Consider the following 13,821-nt stretch of genomic DNA (forward strand, 5'->3'; position numbering starts at 1 on the left):
GGGGCGTCGTCCGCTATGTCGCACCGTTCGGTATCCGACCCGCCTGACGCAGGGCGCGTCACAGCACCGGCGTGCCGTCGCTCAGCAGGTCGTGAGGACCAGGGCGGCGTTCTGGCCTCCGAAGCCGTAGGAGGTACTGACGGCGGCGGTGGCGCGCGTGGTGCGGGGGGCCTTGGCGACGACGTCGAGGTCGATGTCGAGGGCGGTGTCCTCGTGGTTGGCCGTCGGCGGGATCAACCCGTGCTGGAGGGTCAGGACGGTGACGGCCGCCTCGATCGCGCCCGCGGCGCCGATCGCGTGGCCGATCGCCCCCTTGAGGGACGTGACAGGTGGCGGCGCGGTGAAAACGGTGGTGAGTGCGCGGGCTTCGGCGAGGTCGTTGAGACGGGTGGCGGTGCCGTGGGCGTTGACGTGTCCGATGTCGGCCGGTTCCAGGGCGGCGTCGGCGAGTGCGGCGGTGAGCGCCTCAGCGGCGCCCCGGCCCTGGGGGTGGGGGGCCGCGTAGTGGTGGGCGTCGCAGGTGGCCGCGTATCCGGCGAGGTAGCCGCGTGGTGGGTGGCGGCGGGCGCGGGCGTGGTCAGGGCGTTCGAGGACGAGGACGGCCGCGCCTTCGGACAGGACGAACCCGTCGCGGGCGGAATCGAAGGGGCGGCTGGCCCGGGCCGGGTCGTCGGTGCGCTGGGAGAGCGCGCCCATGCGGTGGAAGCAGGCGGCGGGGATGGGGTGGCGTACGGACTCCGCGCCGCCCGCGAGCACGACGTCGCACGTCCCGGCGCGCAGCAGGTCACGGGCGATGCCGAGCGCGGTGGCTCCGGACGCGCAGGCCGTGGACACGGTGAGGTTCGGTCCGCGGGCGCCGGTGTCGAGGCCGATCTCGGCGGCGGACATGTTCGGCACGCTGCGCGGGATGGCGAGCGGGGAGATGTCCAGGGGCCGGTCGTCGGCGAGTTTGGCGAATTCGTGGTCGTAGCGTTCCATGCTGGCGGTGCCCGAGCCGATCACGACGCCGACCCGGAGCGGTTCCCAGGTCCGTGGGTCCAGGCGGGCGTCCGCGAGGGCCTCGCGGGCGGCGAGGAGGCCCATGGCCGTGAACCGGTCCAGCCGCCAGGCGGACGGACCGACCAGCCGACGGGCGTCGAAGTCGGGTACCTGGCAGGAGATGTCGACCGGCAGCCCGCCCAGTTGTTCGTCACGCCGCGCGGTCGAGGTGCCCGTCAGGAGGGTCTGCCAGGTGCTCTCCGCGTCGAGGCCGGCCGGACTGACGATGCCCAGGCCGGTGATCGCGACACGGGTCATGCGCTGTTGTCCGTGGCGGCAAGGGCCGGGGCGGCCGGCGCGGTGTCGGCCTGTGCGCTGTCGGCCTGTGCGCTGTCGGTCTGTGCGGTGTCGGGTCGTGCGGTGTCCAGCAGGGTGACCAGTTGACCGACCGTCTTCGGCAGTTCCGTGTCGTTGAGCGTGATGCCGGTGCTCTCCTGGACCGCGAGGCCCATCTCCAGCAGCGCCAGCGAGTCGAGGCCGAGGTCCTCGAAGGTGCGTTCGGGGGTGATGTCGGCGGCGTCGATCGGGAAGGTCTCCGTGAGCACCTGGGTGATGGTCTCCAGGGTCGTCGCCATGCGTGCCTCCAGAACTGTGGGCGGGTGGGCGGTGTGGGTGGTCAGTCGGAGAGGGGCGTCCCCGCTTCCGGCAGCGGTCCTGGTCGGGTGTGCGGTGCCGGCAGCGGTGCGGTGCGGGGGGCGAGCCAGCGGGCCGCGGCCGCCGCGGTGAGCAGCACCACCGCCGCCGCGGTCGTCGCGGTGAGCGTCATGGCGTCGATGAACGCGTCACGGGCGGCCGAGAGCACGGCGATCCGCTCGGCCGGCGGCAGGAGGCCGGCCTGGTCCGGTACGGAGAGGAGGCTGTGTCGTGCGGCGTCGGCCACCTCGGGCACGGTGGCCGTCACGGCGGGAGCCTCGACGAAGCGGGCGGTGAACACGGCCGTCAGGAGGGAGCCCTGCACGGCCACGCCGAGAGCGGAACCCACCTGCCGTGTCGCGTCGTTGATGGCGGATCCCAGGCCGGCCTGCTCGGTGGGCACCGACTCCATCACCGATTCGGTGCCCGCCGCCGCCACGAGCCCGGCGCCCACGCCCGCGATCGTCTGGAACAGCGCGCAGTGCCCGTAGCCGGACTGGACGGTGGTGGTGGCCCAGACGCCGAGCGCGACGGTGACCACGAGCAGCCCGCTCACCACGGTGGCCCTGGTCCCCAGGTGGCGCTGGACGGCGACGGCCGCCGCCGCGCCCACGGCCAGCCCGGCCGGCAGCGGCAGGGTGCGCACCCCTGCCTCGACCGGGCTGTAGCCGAGGACGCCCTGCAGGTACAGGGTGAGGACGAACAGGGCGCCGAACAGGGCGAAGGACATCAGCGCCAGGGCCGCGGCGGCGACGCCGATGCCGGGCCTGGCCAGCAGGTGCAACGGCAGCATCGGCGCCCGCGCATGGCGCTCCCGGAGGAGGAACGCGGCCAGGATCAGCCCGGCGAGCGTGAAGCCCGTGACGACCTGCGCGCTGGTCCAGCCCTTGTGCGGGCCTTCGATGATCGCCCAGACCAGGGCCAGCAGGCCCGCGGTGGACAGCAGCGCCCCGGCGGCGTCGAAGGCGGCCGACCGTGGTGCGCGCGACTCGGGGACGAGCAGGCAGGACGCCGTGATGATCACCAGGGTCAGCGGCAGGTTGATCCAGAACGCGGCCCGCCACGAGGCGTGTTCGACCAGCCAGCCGCCGATCACCGGCCCGCTCAGCCCGCCGAGTCCCCCGACCGCCGCCCACACGGCGATGGCGCGACGCCGCAACTCCGGCTCGGGGAACATGTGGTGCAGGGCCCCGAGGGTGGCCGGCATCAGCAGCGCCGCCCCGGCTCCCATGCCGCACCGCGAGGCGATCACCTGCCAGGGCTCCCCGGCCAGCGCCCCGCCGACCGAGGACGCGCCGCACACGGCCACGCCCAGGACGAAGCAGCGCCGGCGCCCCCATCGGTCGGTCACCGCTCCGACCGCCAGGACGCTGCCGCCCAGCATCAGCGCATACCCGTCGACGATCCACTGCACCTGCGCCGTGGTGGCGTCCAGGGCTTCGCGCAGCTGCGGCACGGCCACGTTGAGGACGGTCAGGTCCATGCCGAGCATGAACAGCCCGAGGCACACCACCCCGGCCGCCCAGCCCCGTCGGAGCCCGGCATCCGCCTCCCGGCCGGGGTGCGCCGTCATACGGCGGGCACCGCCTCGTGGACCACCGCGCCGAGGTCGGCCGCCACCTGCCGTACCAGGGTCTCGGTCTGTCCGTGCATGTACATGTGGCCGCCCTCGAACAGCCGCGGCCGGGCCGCCGTGCTGAACAGCTCGTTCCATTCGAGCAGTTGCCGCTCGCTGGTGGTCGGGTCCTGCGCGCCTCCGTACAGCGCCAGCGGTACCTCCAGGGGAGGCTCGTCGCGGTGGCGATGGTGCAACAGCAGCAGACAGTCGGCCAGCAGCGGCGTGCACGCCACGGCCATCAACACCGGATCCTTCAGCAGTCGGTGCGGGATCGGCCCGCCCACCAGCTGGCCGACCCCCTCCAGTCCTCCCATCAGCAGCGGCAGCAGACCCCTCGCGTACGCGCCGTCCTGTGGCCCGCGCAGCGACGACACGCCCACCCACAGCGGAAGCCGGCCGCCCGAGGCCCGCAGGGTTCGTACGGCCTCGAAGGCCACGAGAGCGCCCACGCTGTGCCCGAACAGGGCGAACGGCCGGGGATCGGCGCCGTCATCCACGATCTCCGCGACCAGCGCGGCCACGGCAGCCGTGTCCGTGAGTGACGGCTCCTCCGCGCGGCTCCCCCGGCCCGGCAGGCTCACGGAGCACATCTCCGCCCACGCCGGCAGCAGCTCCACCCACGGCGCGAAGAACCCCGCTCCGGCTCCGGCCGGGGGCAGGCAGTACAGGCGCACCGCCGCCTCGGGGCGCTCCTGCAGTACAACCCGTGTCAGTCCGCCAGTCACGCAAACCGCCCACATCCGCTCGCCGTACACGCGTGGTCTCCAGGCAGCCCCCGGCGCCGCGGCTGGGGGTCGGGAGTCGGGGTTCATCGTTTCGCCTGCCGTCCGCCGAGGGGGGATCAGCACGCCGCAGGCCGGCCGACATTCACTGAAATGAGGCATCAACAGGCGTCAAGGCGGTGGGGCGACCGGCTCCTGACAAGCAGTCACCCGACCCCGCTGATGCTCGATCCTGCTCGTAACTGCTTTCTATCGAGCACATATTGACATGCACTCGTGAAGCCCGCAGAGTCATGCCCCGACAGACCCCACCGTCCCGACAGTGCACCGGCAGTGATGCAAGCCACCTCACGAGGAGTGTTGTCGTCATGTCCGAAACCCCCGCTGTCTCACGCCGACTGCTCCTGGGCGGAGCCGTCGCCACCGGAGCGCTCGCGGCCGGGATGACCGCCGCGGCACCGGCCGCGTCCGCCGCGACCGGACCGGCGCCCGGCCGGCGTCCCGGGCAGAAGTCGATGATCGGCGTGCCGTTCGAGGTCCACAGAACCGTCCGCGTCGGTGTCATCGGCCTGGGCAACCGTGGCGGCGGCATGATCACGGGCTGGGCGGCCGTACCCGGCTGCACCGTGACCGCCGTCTGCGACATCCGCGCCGACCGCGCACGAAGCGCCGCCGACCGGCTGCAGAGCAAGGGCGAGCCCCGACCCGCCGAGTACGGCGGGTCGGCCGACTCCTACGCCCGGATGCTCGGGCGCGACGACATCGACCTGGTGTACGTAGCCACTCCGTGGGAGTTCCACTACGAGCACGGCCGGGCCGCGCTGCTGAGCGGCAGACACGCCGTGGTGGAGCTGCCCGTCGCCACCGAACTGCGCCAGCTCTGGGATCTCGTCGACACCTCCGAGCGCACCCGCAGGCACCTGTTCCTCTCCGAGAACTGCAGCTACGGCCGCAACGAGCTGGCCATGCTGCGGATGGCGCACGCCGGCCTGTTCGGGGACATCACCAACGGGCACGGCGGCTACTGCCACGACCTGCGCGAACTCCTCTTCTCCGACACGTACTACACCGACTCCTGGCGGCGGCTGTGGCACACCCGCAGCACCGCGTCCCTGTACCCCATGCACGGCCTGGCCCCGATCGCGGCGGCCATGGACATCAACCGCGGCGACCGGATGGCCACCCTGCGCGCCACCGCGACCGCCCCGAAGGGCCTGGCGGACTACCGCGAGCGCTTCATGCCCCGGGACCATCCGTCCTGGAAGGAGACGTACATCAACGGCGACCTGGTCACCTGCCTCGTGGAGACGGCGCGGGGCAGGGTCATCCGGGCCGAGCACGAGGTGAGTTCGCCCCGCCCCTACAGCAGGATCAACACGCTCGCCGGCAGCCGCGGCATCGTTGAGGACTACGCCGGGCCCTCCCCGACCGGCGCGCGCGTCTATCTGGAACCCGACCACGCCGGTCACACCTGGCGCGACTTCGCCGACTACCGCAAGGAGTACGACCACTGGCTGTGGCGGAAGGTCGGCGACGACGCCGCGAACAACGGCGGGCACGGCGGCATGGACTACGTCCTGCAGTGGCGCACCGTCCAGCTGATGCGGGCCGGGCTGGTCCCCGACATCGACGTGTACGACTCGGCCGCCTGGTGTGCGGCGGTCCCGCTGAGCGCCGCGTCCCTGGCGCGGGACGGCCGCCCGGTGGAGATCCCCGACTTCACCCGGGGCGCCTGGGCCACGAAACGCCCCGGACTCGACTCCAGCCCCACGGACATGCCGCCCGTCGGCTGAGTGGCACCGCGCCCGAGCAGGGCCGGGGTGTGCGGCGGTCCAGCCGGGGCATCCGGATGTCCGGGAGGTCTCGATGGACACGAGTGCGTTGGCACGGACCGGACGTTTTCGGGCGCGACGGGTGGCGCGGGGTTCGGTCGTCGAGGGAGCGGCCAGGGCCGGTCTCGCCGCCCGGGGTGTGATCTATCTGCTGGTCGGCGCGCTGGCGCTGCAGGTCGCCTTCGGCGACACGAGCCGGCAGGCCGACCGTGGCGGGGCACTGGAGGAACTGGCGCAGAAGCCGTTCGGCGCGGTGCTGCTGTGGGCGCTGGGCATCGGGCTGGTCGGTATGGCCCTGTGGCGGTTGTCCGAGGCGGTCTTCGGCTCCGTCGGGCAGGACGGCCGCAGTGCGCGCAAGCGGCTGCTGGCGGTGGCCCGGTTCGCGTTCTACGTCGTCGTCGCCTGCTCCGTGCTGTCGTTCGCGGCGAGCCGGAACCACGGCGGCGGTGGGTCCAGTGACCGGCAGTCCCGGGATGCCACCGCCAGGGCGCTGGAGATCCCCGCCGGCCAGTGGCTGGTCGGCGCGGCGGGGATCGCCGTCGTCGTGGCCGGCGGCTGGATCGCCGTACGGGCGGTCCTGCGCAAGTACCACGACGAGCTCCGGCTCGGGCGGATGAGCCGCAGGACCCGGCAGCTGGTGGACGTCACCGGCGTGGTCGGCGGCGCCGCCCGCGGGCTGGTGTTCGCCGTGGCCGGCGTCTTCGCCGTCCGCGCGGCCGTCGCCTACGAACCCGAACAGGCCAAGGGGCTGGACGACACCCTGCGCATCTTCGCCGACACGCCTCTCGGCCCCTGGCTGCTGGTCTGCGTAGCGGCCGGGCTGGTGCTGTTCGGGGTGTTCTCCTTCGCCATGGCCCGGTGGCGGCACGTCTGAATCGCCGCTGGTGGGGAACACGAAGCGGATGAGCGATTCCGAGATTCCGCATGGCGACGGCCGGGCGCATGGTGACGGCCGGGCCGTGGACGTGTACCTGGACCTCCTGCGCATCCGGATGGACACGGAGGACTACCGCCTCCTGCTGCGCGCCGTGGAACCGGTCCTGCAGGCGATCGAGGAGGAACGCCTCTCCAGCGACGACCTCGCGCTCGACGCGGGGGCGGCCGACGAGCTGCCCCAGGAGGTCCGCGACGAGGCCGCCCTCGTCATCGCCACCGCCGTCACCGGCCGCCTGGACAACGAAGTGGTCGAGATCGACGTCGAGGAGACCGGCCCGGTCAGGATCGTCACCGACGCGACCACGGCCTCCGACCCCGCCCGCCTCGGCGAGATCGCCGACTACATCAGAGAACGGCACCGGCAGACGGAGGAGCTCCGGGGCATCGCCGAGGTGAGCGGACTGCCCACCGACTTCTGACCGCCGACGAGCCTGCTCCGTACGACCTCCGTACAACCTCCGTCCATCACCGATCCCGAGGCCGCCAGGACGAACATCGCCTGGCGGCCTCTCGGCGTGTCCGCGCGACGCGGCTGTCCCGCCCTCCTTCGGGCCGAAAACACACTCACAGTTTTCCGGCCATTTCATAGCACAGCCACATCGGCCACTCCTTCAGCCGACGACCCGAATGAAATTCCCCTCACCTCCTCACCCTCGGGAACCGGTCGAACAATCACGCCACTGATTGAATAGGCAATAGGGTCCGAATTCCTGCGACGGTACGGAATTCGGCTCCAGCCTCCTGAGACGACAGGGGCAGGGCGGGTACTTCGAGGCATCGAACACCGCGAACAGAAGGGAGTTACACCATGCGTCCCATGACGCGCTGGGCAATGACAGGAGCGCTGCTGAGCACGGCGGTCGCGGGTCCTCTGAGCGTGCCCGCGCACAGCGCGCCCGCCGCGCCCGCCTCGCTGTACGCCCCGTCGGCGCTGGTCATGACCACCGGTCACGGGGAGAAGGCCGCCACCACGACGCCGGAGCGCGCCGTGACGGTGAACTGTGCGTACACCACCTCGGGAACGCACCCCGACCCGCGGCAGGCCTGTGCGGACCTGGACCGGGTGAACGGTGACCTCGACCGTCTGGCCACCCTCCGCGGGAGTGCCGCGGGGCGGCCCTGCACCAGGGAATACCGCCCCATTGTCGTGACGGTGCAAGGGGTATGGCGTGGTACACGGATAAACTACGAGCACACCTTCGCCAATCCTTGTATCAAGGAAACTCAGGGGGCGGCGGCATTCGCCTTCTGAGCGGTAACGGGCGGGCGGGGCGCACCCTTGCGGTGCGGCCCGCCCTTTCATGGTCACGGCAGCAGACGTCGCTCTTTCGCGACCGCCACGGCGCCCGCGCGCGTGTCGACGCCGAGCTTGTCGTAGACGCGCCGCAGGTGGGTCTTGACCGTGGCCTCGCTGATGTACAGCGCGCGGGCGATGTCGCGGTTGCCGATGCCGCGGGCGAGCTGGGCGAGGATGTCGCGTTCGCGGTCGGTGAGGGCGGGCCGCGGCCGGCGCAGGTTGGCCATGACCCGGCCGGCGACCGGTGCCGACAGGGCGGTGCGTCCCTCGGCGGCGGCGTGGATCGCGGCGAAGAGCTCGTCGGGACGTTCGGCCTTGAGCAGATAGCCGGTGGCGCCGGCCTCGATGGCGCGGGTGATGTCGGCGTCGGTGTCGTAGGTGGTCAGGACCAGGACGTGGGTACGGGATCCGGGGCTGGAGGCGAGCCGGCGGGTGGTCTCCACGCCGTCGATGCCCTCGCCGAGTTGCAGGTCCATCAGGACGACGTCCGGAGTGAGCTTCGCGGCCAGCGCGAGCGCCTCTTCGCCGGTGCCGGCCTCGCCGACGACCTCGATGTCCGGGGCGCTGTCGAGCAGGGCGAGCAGCCCGGCCCGGACGACGGCGTGGTCGTCGCAGACCAGGATCCGTACGGGGGCAGCGCGGTCGGGGGTCATCGGGGTGCCTCCAGGGGGACGGCGGCGGACAGGACGGTGCCCTCGCCGGGAGCGGACTCGACGGTCAGGGTGCCGCCGAGGGCGCGCAGCCGGGCCCGCATCGCGGGCAGCCCGTGGCCGCGTTCCGCGCCGGGCGCGTCGGGCAGAGCGGCGGGGTCGAAGCCGTCGCCGTCGTCCGTGACATCGAGTACGACGGTGTCTTCGAGGAGCGTGAGGGTGAGCGCGGCGTGGTCGGCGGCGGCGTGGTCGCGGACGTTGGCGAGGGCGCCCTGGGCGATGCGCAGCAGGGCGGACTGGACCCGGTCGGGCAGGTCAGGGAGCCGGCCGTCGTCGTCGATGTGGACGCGTACGGCGAGATGCGCGCCGGTGTGGGGTTCGGAGCCGGTCTCCCGGGCGGCCAGGGCGCGCAGGGCCTGCGCGAGGCCGCCGCCGCGGGCGAGGTCGGCGGGGGCCAGGTCGTGCACGAAGCGCCGGGCCTCGGTGAGGTTGTGCTCGGCGACGGACGCGGCGGTGCGGACGTGGGCGCGGGCCTTGCCGGGCTCGGTGTCCCACACCCGGTCCGCCGCCTGGAGCAGCATCCGCTGGCTGGACAGGCCCTGGGCGAGCGTGTCGTGGATCTCCATGGACAGCCGCTGCCGTTCGGCGAGGGTGCCCTCGCGGCGTTCGGCGGCGGCGAGCTCGTGGCGGGTGCGGATGAGGTCGTCGATCAGGACGCGCTGGCGTGCGGTGTGCCGTTCCATCTGGAGGAACACGGCGGTGGCGAGGGCGGCGACGGCGGGCGGGGCGAGGACCAGGTTGGGGTCGAAACGGCCCGACAGCTGTACCTGCGCGGCGACGACGAACACGGTCAGCAGCGCCACGAGGGCGAGGGCCGCGCGCTGCGGCAGTGTGCGCAGGCCGGTGTAGAACAGGGGCACCGCGCACCAGGCGAAGCTGGGGGCGAGCACGACCAGGACCATCCACACCACGACGACCAGCGCCAGCCAGGTCGTGCGGCGCCGGTCGGGTCGGGGGCCCGAGTCGCCGGCCTTGGGGCCCAGCAGATGCAGGACGGTGAGGACGGCGCACAGCGCGATGATCCACGGCGTGCGCGGTTCGCCGGGGTGGCGCAGCAGGAAGCGGGCGAGCGCTCCGCCGAGCAGCAGGAAGAACGCCACGTGCATCACGGCGCCGAGCCACCGGGTGTCCACGGTGTCCGGCTCGTACGACCGGTTTCCCATGCGGGTCGCCTCCCTTCCCTCCCGTGGGGCGCTGAACTGGGCAAACACCTCCATTGTGGCCCGGCCCCGGGGCTGGGCAGGTCAACCGATCGGATGACCCCGGTGTCGTCCGTCGCGCGATCGGGAGGGAGCCGGAACGCCGACCGTCGGGGCCTGGTTCCGGGCCGAGGGTGGAGAGCGGACGAGGGGCGGCAACCGGGCCGCCCGCCCACCGAAGGAGTCGACCGACCCATGAACCGAGTGCACAAGAACCTCTCCCGCCGTGCCCGTGTCGCCACCGGCGGTGCCGTGCTCGCCGTCGTCGCCCTCGCGGGCTTCGGCGCGGTCTCCGCGAACGCCTCGGCGCCCGCCACCACGGCCACCGCCGCCGCGTCGGCCGTCGCCCCGGACCGGGCCACCACCACCTCCACCCACCTGACGATCGACGCCGCCACCAAGGCCGCGCAGGCCGCGCTCGACGCCGCCGAGAAGGAGAACCAGCGCGTCACCGTCGCCGTCGTCGACCGCAACGGCAACACCCTCGTCACCCTGCGCGGCGACGGCGCCGGCCCGCAGTCCTACGAGTCCGCCGAGCGCAAGGCGTTCACCGCGGTCGCCTGGAACGCCGCCACCTCCCAGTTGGCCGAGCGCCTGGAGCAGGCCCCGAACCTCAAGGACATTCCGGGCACCCTGTTCCTGGCGGGCGGCGTACCCGTGGCCGCCGACAAGGCACCGATCGCCGGTATCGGTGTCGCGGGCGCCCCGTCCGGCGCGCTGGACGAGAAGTTCGCGCAGGCGGGCGCCAACGCGATCACCCGCTAGTCACCCGGCGTCACGGGCTGCCGCCTTCGGCCCTGCCGGACGGGCCGCGTTCCCCCGACGCGGCCCGTCGTGGACGTACCGGAACCGACGCGTGGCTCACGAGTCCGGCGCGCCCGGGTCAGCCGGTTCCCAGCGCCGTGAGGAGGCGGGCGCAACGGGCCGTCATCTCGGCCGTGCTCTGGTCCGGGTGCTCGAACCACCAGCGCATGACGGCTGTGACGGCGTGCTGCCATACGTGGTTGAGCAGGTCGTGGTCGAGCGGGTCGTCGTCCCCGGCGCCGGCCAGCAACTGAGCCGCACCGGCTGCGCCCATGGCGGACAGGCGCTCGCGGTAGAGGTTCACGGCGTCGCGCATCTCGCCGGCCGGTGGGAGGGCGGGGTCGTAGAGGACGGCCCAGGCGTACCGGCAGTGCTCGACCGTGGTGAAGATCGCCGTGAGGGTGTCGACGGCGTGAGCGGTCGATCCGCTGCGGGACCGGGCGGCGGCCACCGAGTCCGCCAGCAGGGCGCCGACGTGGTGGACGCAGGCGACGTACAGCCCGTCCTTGGAGTCGAAGTAGCTGTAGATCAGCGGCTTGGAGATGCCCGCGCGCGCGGCGACGGCGGCGACGGACACGCGCGCGTAGCCGTGTCTGCCGAACTCCTCCACGGCCACGTCGATGATCTGCCGCTCCCGGTCGACACGGGAGACGCCCTTGGTTCCGGCCTTGCCCATGAGACGCATCCTAGCCAATCATGTGACCGGTAGGTAATTTACCCATCGGTCAATTCAACCGGTGCGACTAGGGCGACGGATGGGAGAGCGGGCGCAATGACGCGATCGTGGTGGGGATGGGGCAACGTCGAGGACGCGGTGGGCGGTGCTGAGCTGGACGCGCTGCTGGGGCGGGTGCGGGCGGTGATGCCGGGCGAGCTGACGGATCACGAGCCGCCGAGCGTCGCCTCGCTCGGTCTGCCCGACCCGCGGACCACTCCCCCGGCCTCTCTCGCCGACCTGTGCTCCGCCGACCCGGCCGACCGGGCCGCGCACGCGCACGGCAAGGCGTTCCGGGACGTCGTACGCAATCTGGAGGGGGACCTGCGGCACGTACCGGACCTGGTCGCCCGGCCCCGCGACGAGCGCGACGTGACCGACCTGCTCGACTGGTGCACCCGCGAGGGCATCGCGGTGGTCCCGTTCGGCGGCGGCAGTTCGGTGGTCGGCGGTGTCGAGGCGCGGTGCGAGGACCACCCCGCCGTGGTCACCGTCGACCTCGGGCGCCTGAACCGGGTCCTGGAGATCGACACCACCAGCCGGGCCGCGCGGATCCAGGCGGGCGTGTACGGCCCGCACCTGGAGGACCAGCTGCGGCCGCACGGCCTGACCTTGCGCCACTTCCCGCAGTCCTTCGAGTTCTCCACCCTGGGCGGCTGGCTCGCCACCCGGGCGGGCGGGCACTACGCGACGCTCTGCACGCACATCGACGACCTGCTCGAATCGATGCGCGTGGTGACGCCCGTCGGGATCAGCGAGTCACGGCGGCTGCCGGGCTCGGGCGCCGGACCGTCACCGGACCGGCTCTTCCTGGGCAGTGAGGGGACACTGGGGATCATCACCGAGGCGTGGATGCGACTGCGGGAGCGCCCGCGTCAGCGCGCCGGCACCTCCGTGCGGTTCGGCGACTACGCGTCTGCGGTGGCGGCCACCCGGGCCGTCGCGCAGAGCGGACTGAACCCGGCGAACTGCCGTCTGCTCGACGCCACCGAAGTGCTGATCAACGCGGGCGTGAGCGTCGGCGGCGGCCTCCTCGTCCTCGCCTTCGAGTCGGCGGACCACCCGGTGCGGTCGAGCCTGGAGCGCGCGGTGGAACTCTGCCGGGACCACGGCGGCGAACCGGCCGACGCCGACACCACCGGCGGATCCGACGGCGACGCGCGCGGCGGGCCCGCCGCCGAGACATGGCGTTCGTCGTTTCTGCGGATGCCGTACCAGCGGGACGCGCTGGTACGCCACTCGGTGATCGCCGAGACCTTCGAGACGGCCTGCACCTGGGACGGCTTCGGCGCCCTGCACCACGCGGTCACGGAGGCGGCGCGGCGGGCCATGGCCGAGGTCGCCGGGGCCGGGGTGATCGCGTGCCGGTTCACCCACGTCTACCCGGACGGCCCGGCGCCGTACTTCAGCGTGTACGCGCCCGGCCGCTGGGGCAGCCTCGTCAGCCAGTGGGACCACATCAAGGCCGCGGTGTCCGAGGCGATCGTGGCGAACGGGGGCACGATCACCCACCACCACGCGGTCGGCCGCGACCACCGGCCCTGGTACGACCGCCAGCGCCCCGCTCCCTTCGCCGCCGCGCTCACCGCGGCCAAGTCCGCCCTCGACCCGGCCGGCGTCCTCAATCCGGGGGTTCTGCTGCCGTAGCCACGCCACCAGCGCCTCAAATGCCGCATATGTCGTCCCGCAGGGGAAACCCGGACGGGAGTCGATGACGTACGGGGTCGTTGACGACGCGCGGAGGGAGTGCGCAGTGAGTCAGGTCAGGACGACACGTTCCTCGGATCTTCCTCAGCCGTTGCGGATGCTCGGCTCCGGGCTGCGCCGCCTGCCCGGAGCGGGGCAGGTGGGCAGGGTCGCCGACGGGGCGCTGGATCGGATCGGAGCGGTATCGCCGCGCGGACGGCGGATCGCGGTGTACACCGGAGCCGGGGTGCTCGGCGTCGCCGGCGTGGTGGAGTGGCCCTTGGCCATCACCGGCGCGGCCGTCGCCTGGCTGACCCAGCCGCGCCCGCGCCAGGGCGAGGAAGAAGGGGCGGCGCGGGACAGCGACCGTCCTACGGCGGTCCGCTCCGGCGACGTCCGTACCGGAGCCGCCGACGCGATGGCGGAGCCCGAAGGTCCCGGCCCGGGCGCCAGGCTGGCCCCCTCCCACTTCCAGCACGACCACCCGGAGGCCGGCAGGCACGATCAACCCGCCAAGGTCGGCGACCCGGCCACGACGTCGGCGCTCAGGAAGGTGGCGGAGGCCTCACACCACGACGGGCCGTAGACAGCGAGGGGCGTCGCTGACCGTGGGTCCGTCAGCCAGGGGCCG

At 72.9% G+C, this 13,821-nt stretch carries 14 protein-coding genes; 7 read left to right on the forward strand and 7 right to left on the reverse strand.

The features are described from left to right. Positions 1–81: 81 nt before the first annotated feature. From AQJ67_RS19705 to AQJ67_RS19720, 4 genes are read right to left on the reverse strand one after another with little or no spacing between them, the layout of a single operon-like run. A complete protein-coding gene (locus AQJ67_RS19705) occupies positions 82–1,296 on the reverse strand; it encodes a beta-ketoacyl-[acyl-carrier-protein] synthase family protein (protein ID WP_062720304.1) in 1,215 nt (404 codons plus the stop codon). Next, positions 1,293–1,613, reverse strand: a complete 321-nt coding sequence (locus AQJ67_RS19710) for an acyl carrier protein (RefSeq protein ID WP_062720305.1) — start codon at positions 1,611–1,613, stop codon at positions 1,293–1,295. Before AQJ67_RS19710 ends, AQJ67_RS19705 begins: the two co-directional genes overlap by 4 nt. Positions 1,614–1,654: 41 nt before the next feature. Further along, positions 1,655–3,244, reverse strand: a complete 1,590-nt coding sequence (locus tag AQJ67_RS19715; RefSeq protein WP_244190522.1) for an MFS transporter — start codon at positions 3,242–3,244, stop codon at positions 1,655–1,657. Beyond that, entirely contained in the window at positions 3,241–4,014 is a 774-nt protein-coding gene (locus tag AQJ67_RS19720; protein ID WP_244190523.1) for a thioesterase II family protein, read from the reverse strand. Before AQJ67_RS19720 ends, AQJ67_RS19715 begins: the two co-directional genes overlap by 4 nt. Before the next feature lie 365 nt (positions 4,015–4,379). Here AQJ67_RS19720 and AQJ67_RS19725 point away from each other — a divergent pair, with 365 nt between their 5' ends. The 4 genes from AQJ67_RS19725 (at position 4,380) to AQJ67_RS19740 (ending at position 8,031) form a co-directional block, all read left to right on the forward strand. Further along, entirely contained in the window at positions 4,380–5,804 is a 1,425-nt protein-coding gene (locus AQJ67_RS19725; protein WP_062720306.1) for a Gfo/Idh/MocA family protein, read from the forward strand. Positions 5,805–5,877: 73 nt separating this feature from the next. Beyond that, entirely contained in the window at positions 5,878–6,717 is an 840-nt protein-coding gene (locus AQJ67_RS19730; protein WP_079056049.1) for a DUF1206 domain-containing protein, read from the forward strand. Positions 6,718–6,745: 28 nt separating this feature from the next. Then, complete coding sequence (locus AQJ67_RS19735; RefSeq protein ID WP_062720308.1) at positions 6,746–7,198, forward strand: hypothetical protein; 453 nt, start codon at positions 6,746–6,748, stop codon at positions 7,196–7,198. Between the two features lie 389 nt (positions 7,199–7,587). Next, the gene (locus tag AQJ67_RS19740) at positions 7,588–8,031 is read left to right on the forward strand and encodes a subtilase-type protease inhibitor (RefSeq protein ID WP_062720309.1); all 444 of its coding nucleotides are present in this window, start codon (positions 7,588–7,590) and stop codon (positions 8,029–8,031) included. Positions 8,032–8,084: 53 nt separating this feature from the next. Here AQJ67_RS19740 and AQJ67_RS19745 read toward each other — a convergent pair whose 3' ends face one another. Then, positions 8,085–8,729 (reverse strand): response regulator, encoded by a 645-nt coding sequence (locus AQJ67_RS19745; protein ID WP_062720310.1) that lies wholly within the window; start codon positions 8,727–8,729, stop codon positions 8,085–8,087. After that, positions 8,726–9,949, reverse strand: a complete 1,224-nt coding sequence (locus AQJ67_RS19750; protein WP_062720311.1) for a sensor histidine kinase — start codon at positions 9,947–9,949, stop codon at positions 8,726–8,728. Before AQJ67_RS19750 ends, AQJ67_RS19745 begins: the two co-directional genes overlap by 4 nt. Positions 9,950–10,180: 231 nt before the next feature. Between AQJ67_RS19750 and AQJ67_RS19755 the strand changes: the two genes are divergently transcribed. Next, positions 10,181–10,750 carry a GlcG/HbpS family heme-binding protein gene (locus AQJ67_RS19755; RefSeq protein ID WP_208615005.1) on the forward strand — a complete coding sequence of 190 codons (570 nt, stop codon included), beginning with the start codon at positions 10,181–10,183 and terminating at the stop codon, positions 10,748–10,750. Positions 10,751–10,868: 118 nt separating this feature from the next. On the opposite strand, the gene AQJ67_RS19760 is transcribed toward AQJ67_RS19755, so the two are convergent. Continuing rightward, positions 10,869–11,465: a TetR/AcrR family transcriptional regulator gene (locus AQJ67_RS19760; RefSeq protein WP_244190524.1), complete on the reverse strand. Its 597-nt coding sequence runs from the start codon at positions 11,463–11,465 to the stop codon at positions 10,869–10,871. A gap of 96 nt (positions 11,466–11,561) precedes the next feature. Here AQJ67_RS19760 and AQJ67_RS19765 point away from each other — a divergent pair, with 96 nt between their 5' ends. Both AQJ67_RS19765 and AQJ67_RS19770 read left to right on the forward strand, forming a co-directional pair. Next, a complete protein-coding gene (locus AQJ67_RS19765; protein ID WP_062720313.1) occupies positions 11,562–13,151 on the forward strand; it encodes an FAD-binding oxidoreductase in 1,590 nt (529 codons plus the stop codon). Positions 13,152–13,257: 106 nt separating this feature from the next. Continuing rightward, entirely contained in the window at positions 13,258–13,776 is a 519-nt protein-coding gene (locus AQJ67_RS19770) for a hypothetical protein (protein WP_062720314.1), read from the forward strand. The last annotated feature ends 45 nt before the right edge of the window (positions 13,777–13,821 follow it).

Origin of the sequence: Streptomyces caeruleatus, from assembly GCF_001514235.1 — a bacterium.
Classification (GTDB): Bacteria; Actinomycetota; Actinomycetes; order Streptomycetales; family Streptomycetaceae; genus Streptomyces; species Streptomyces caeruleatus.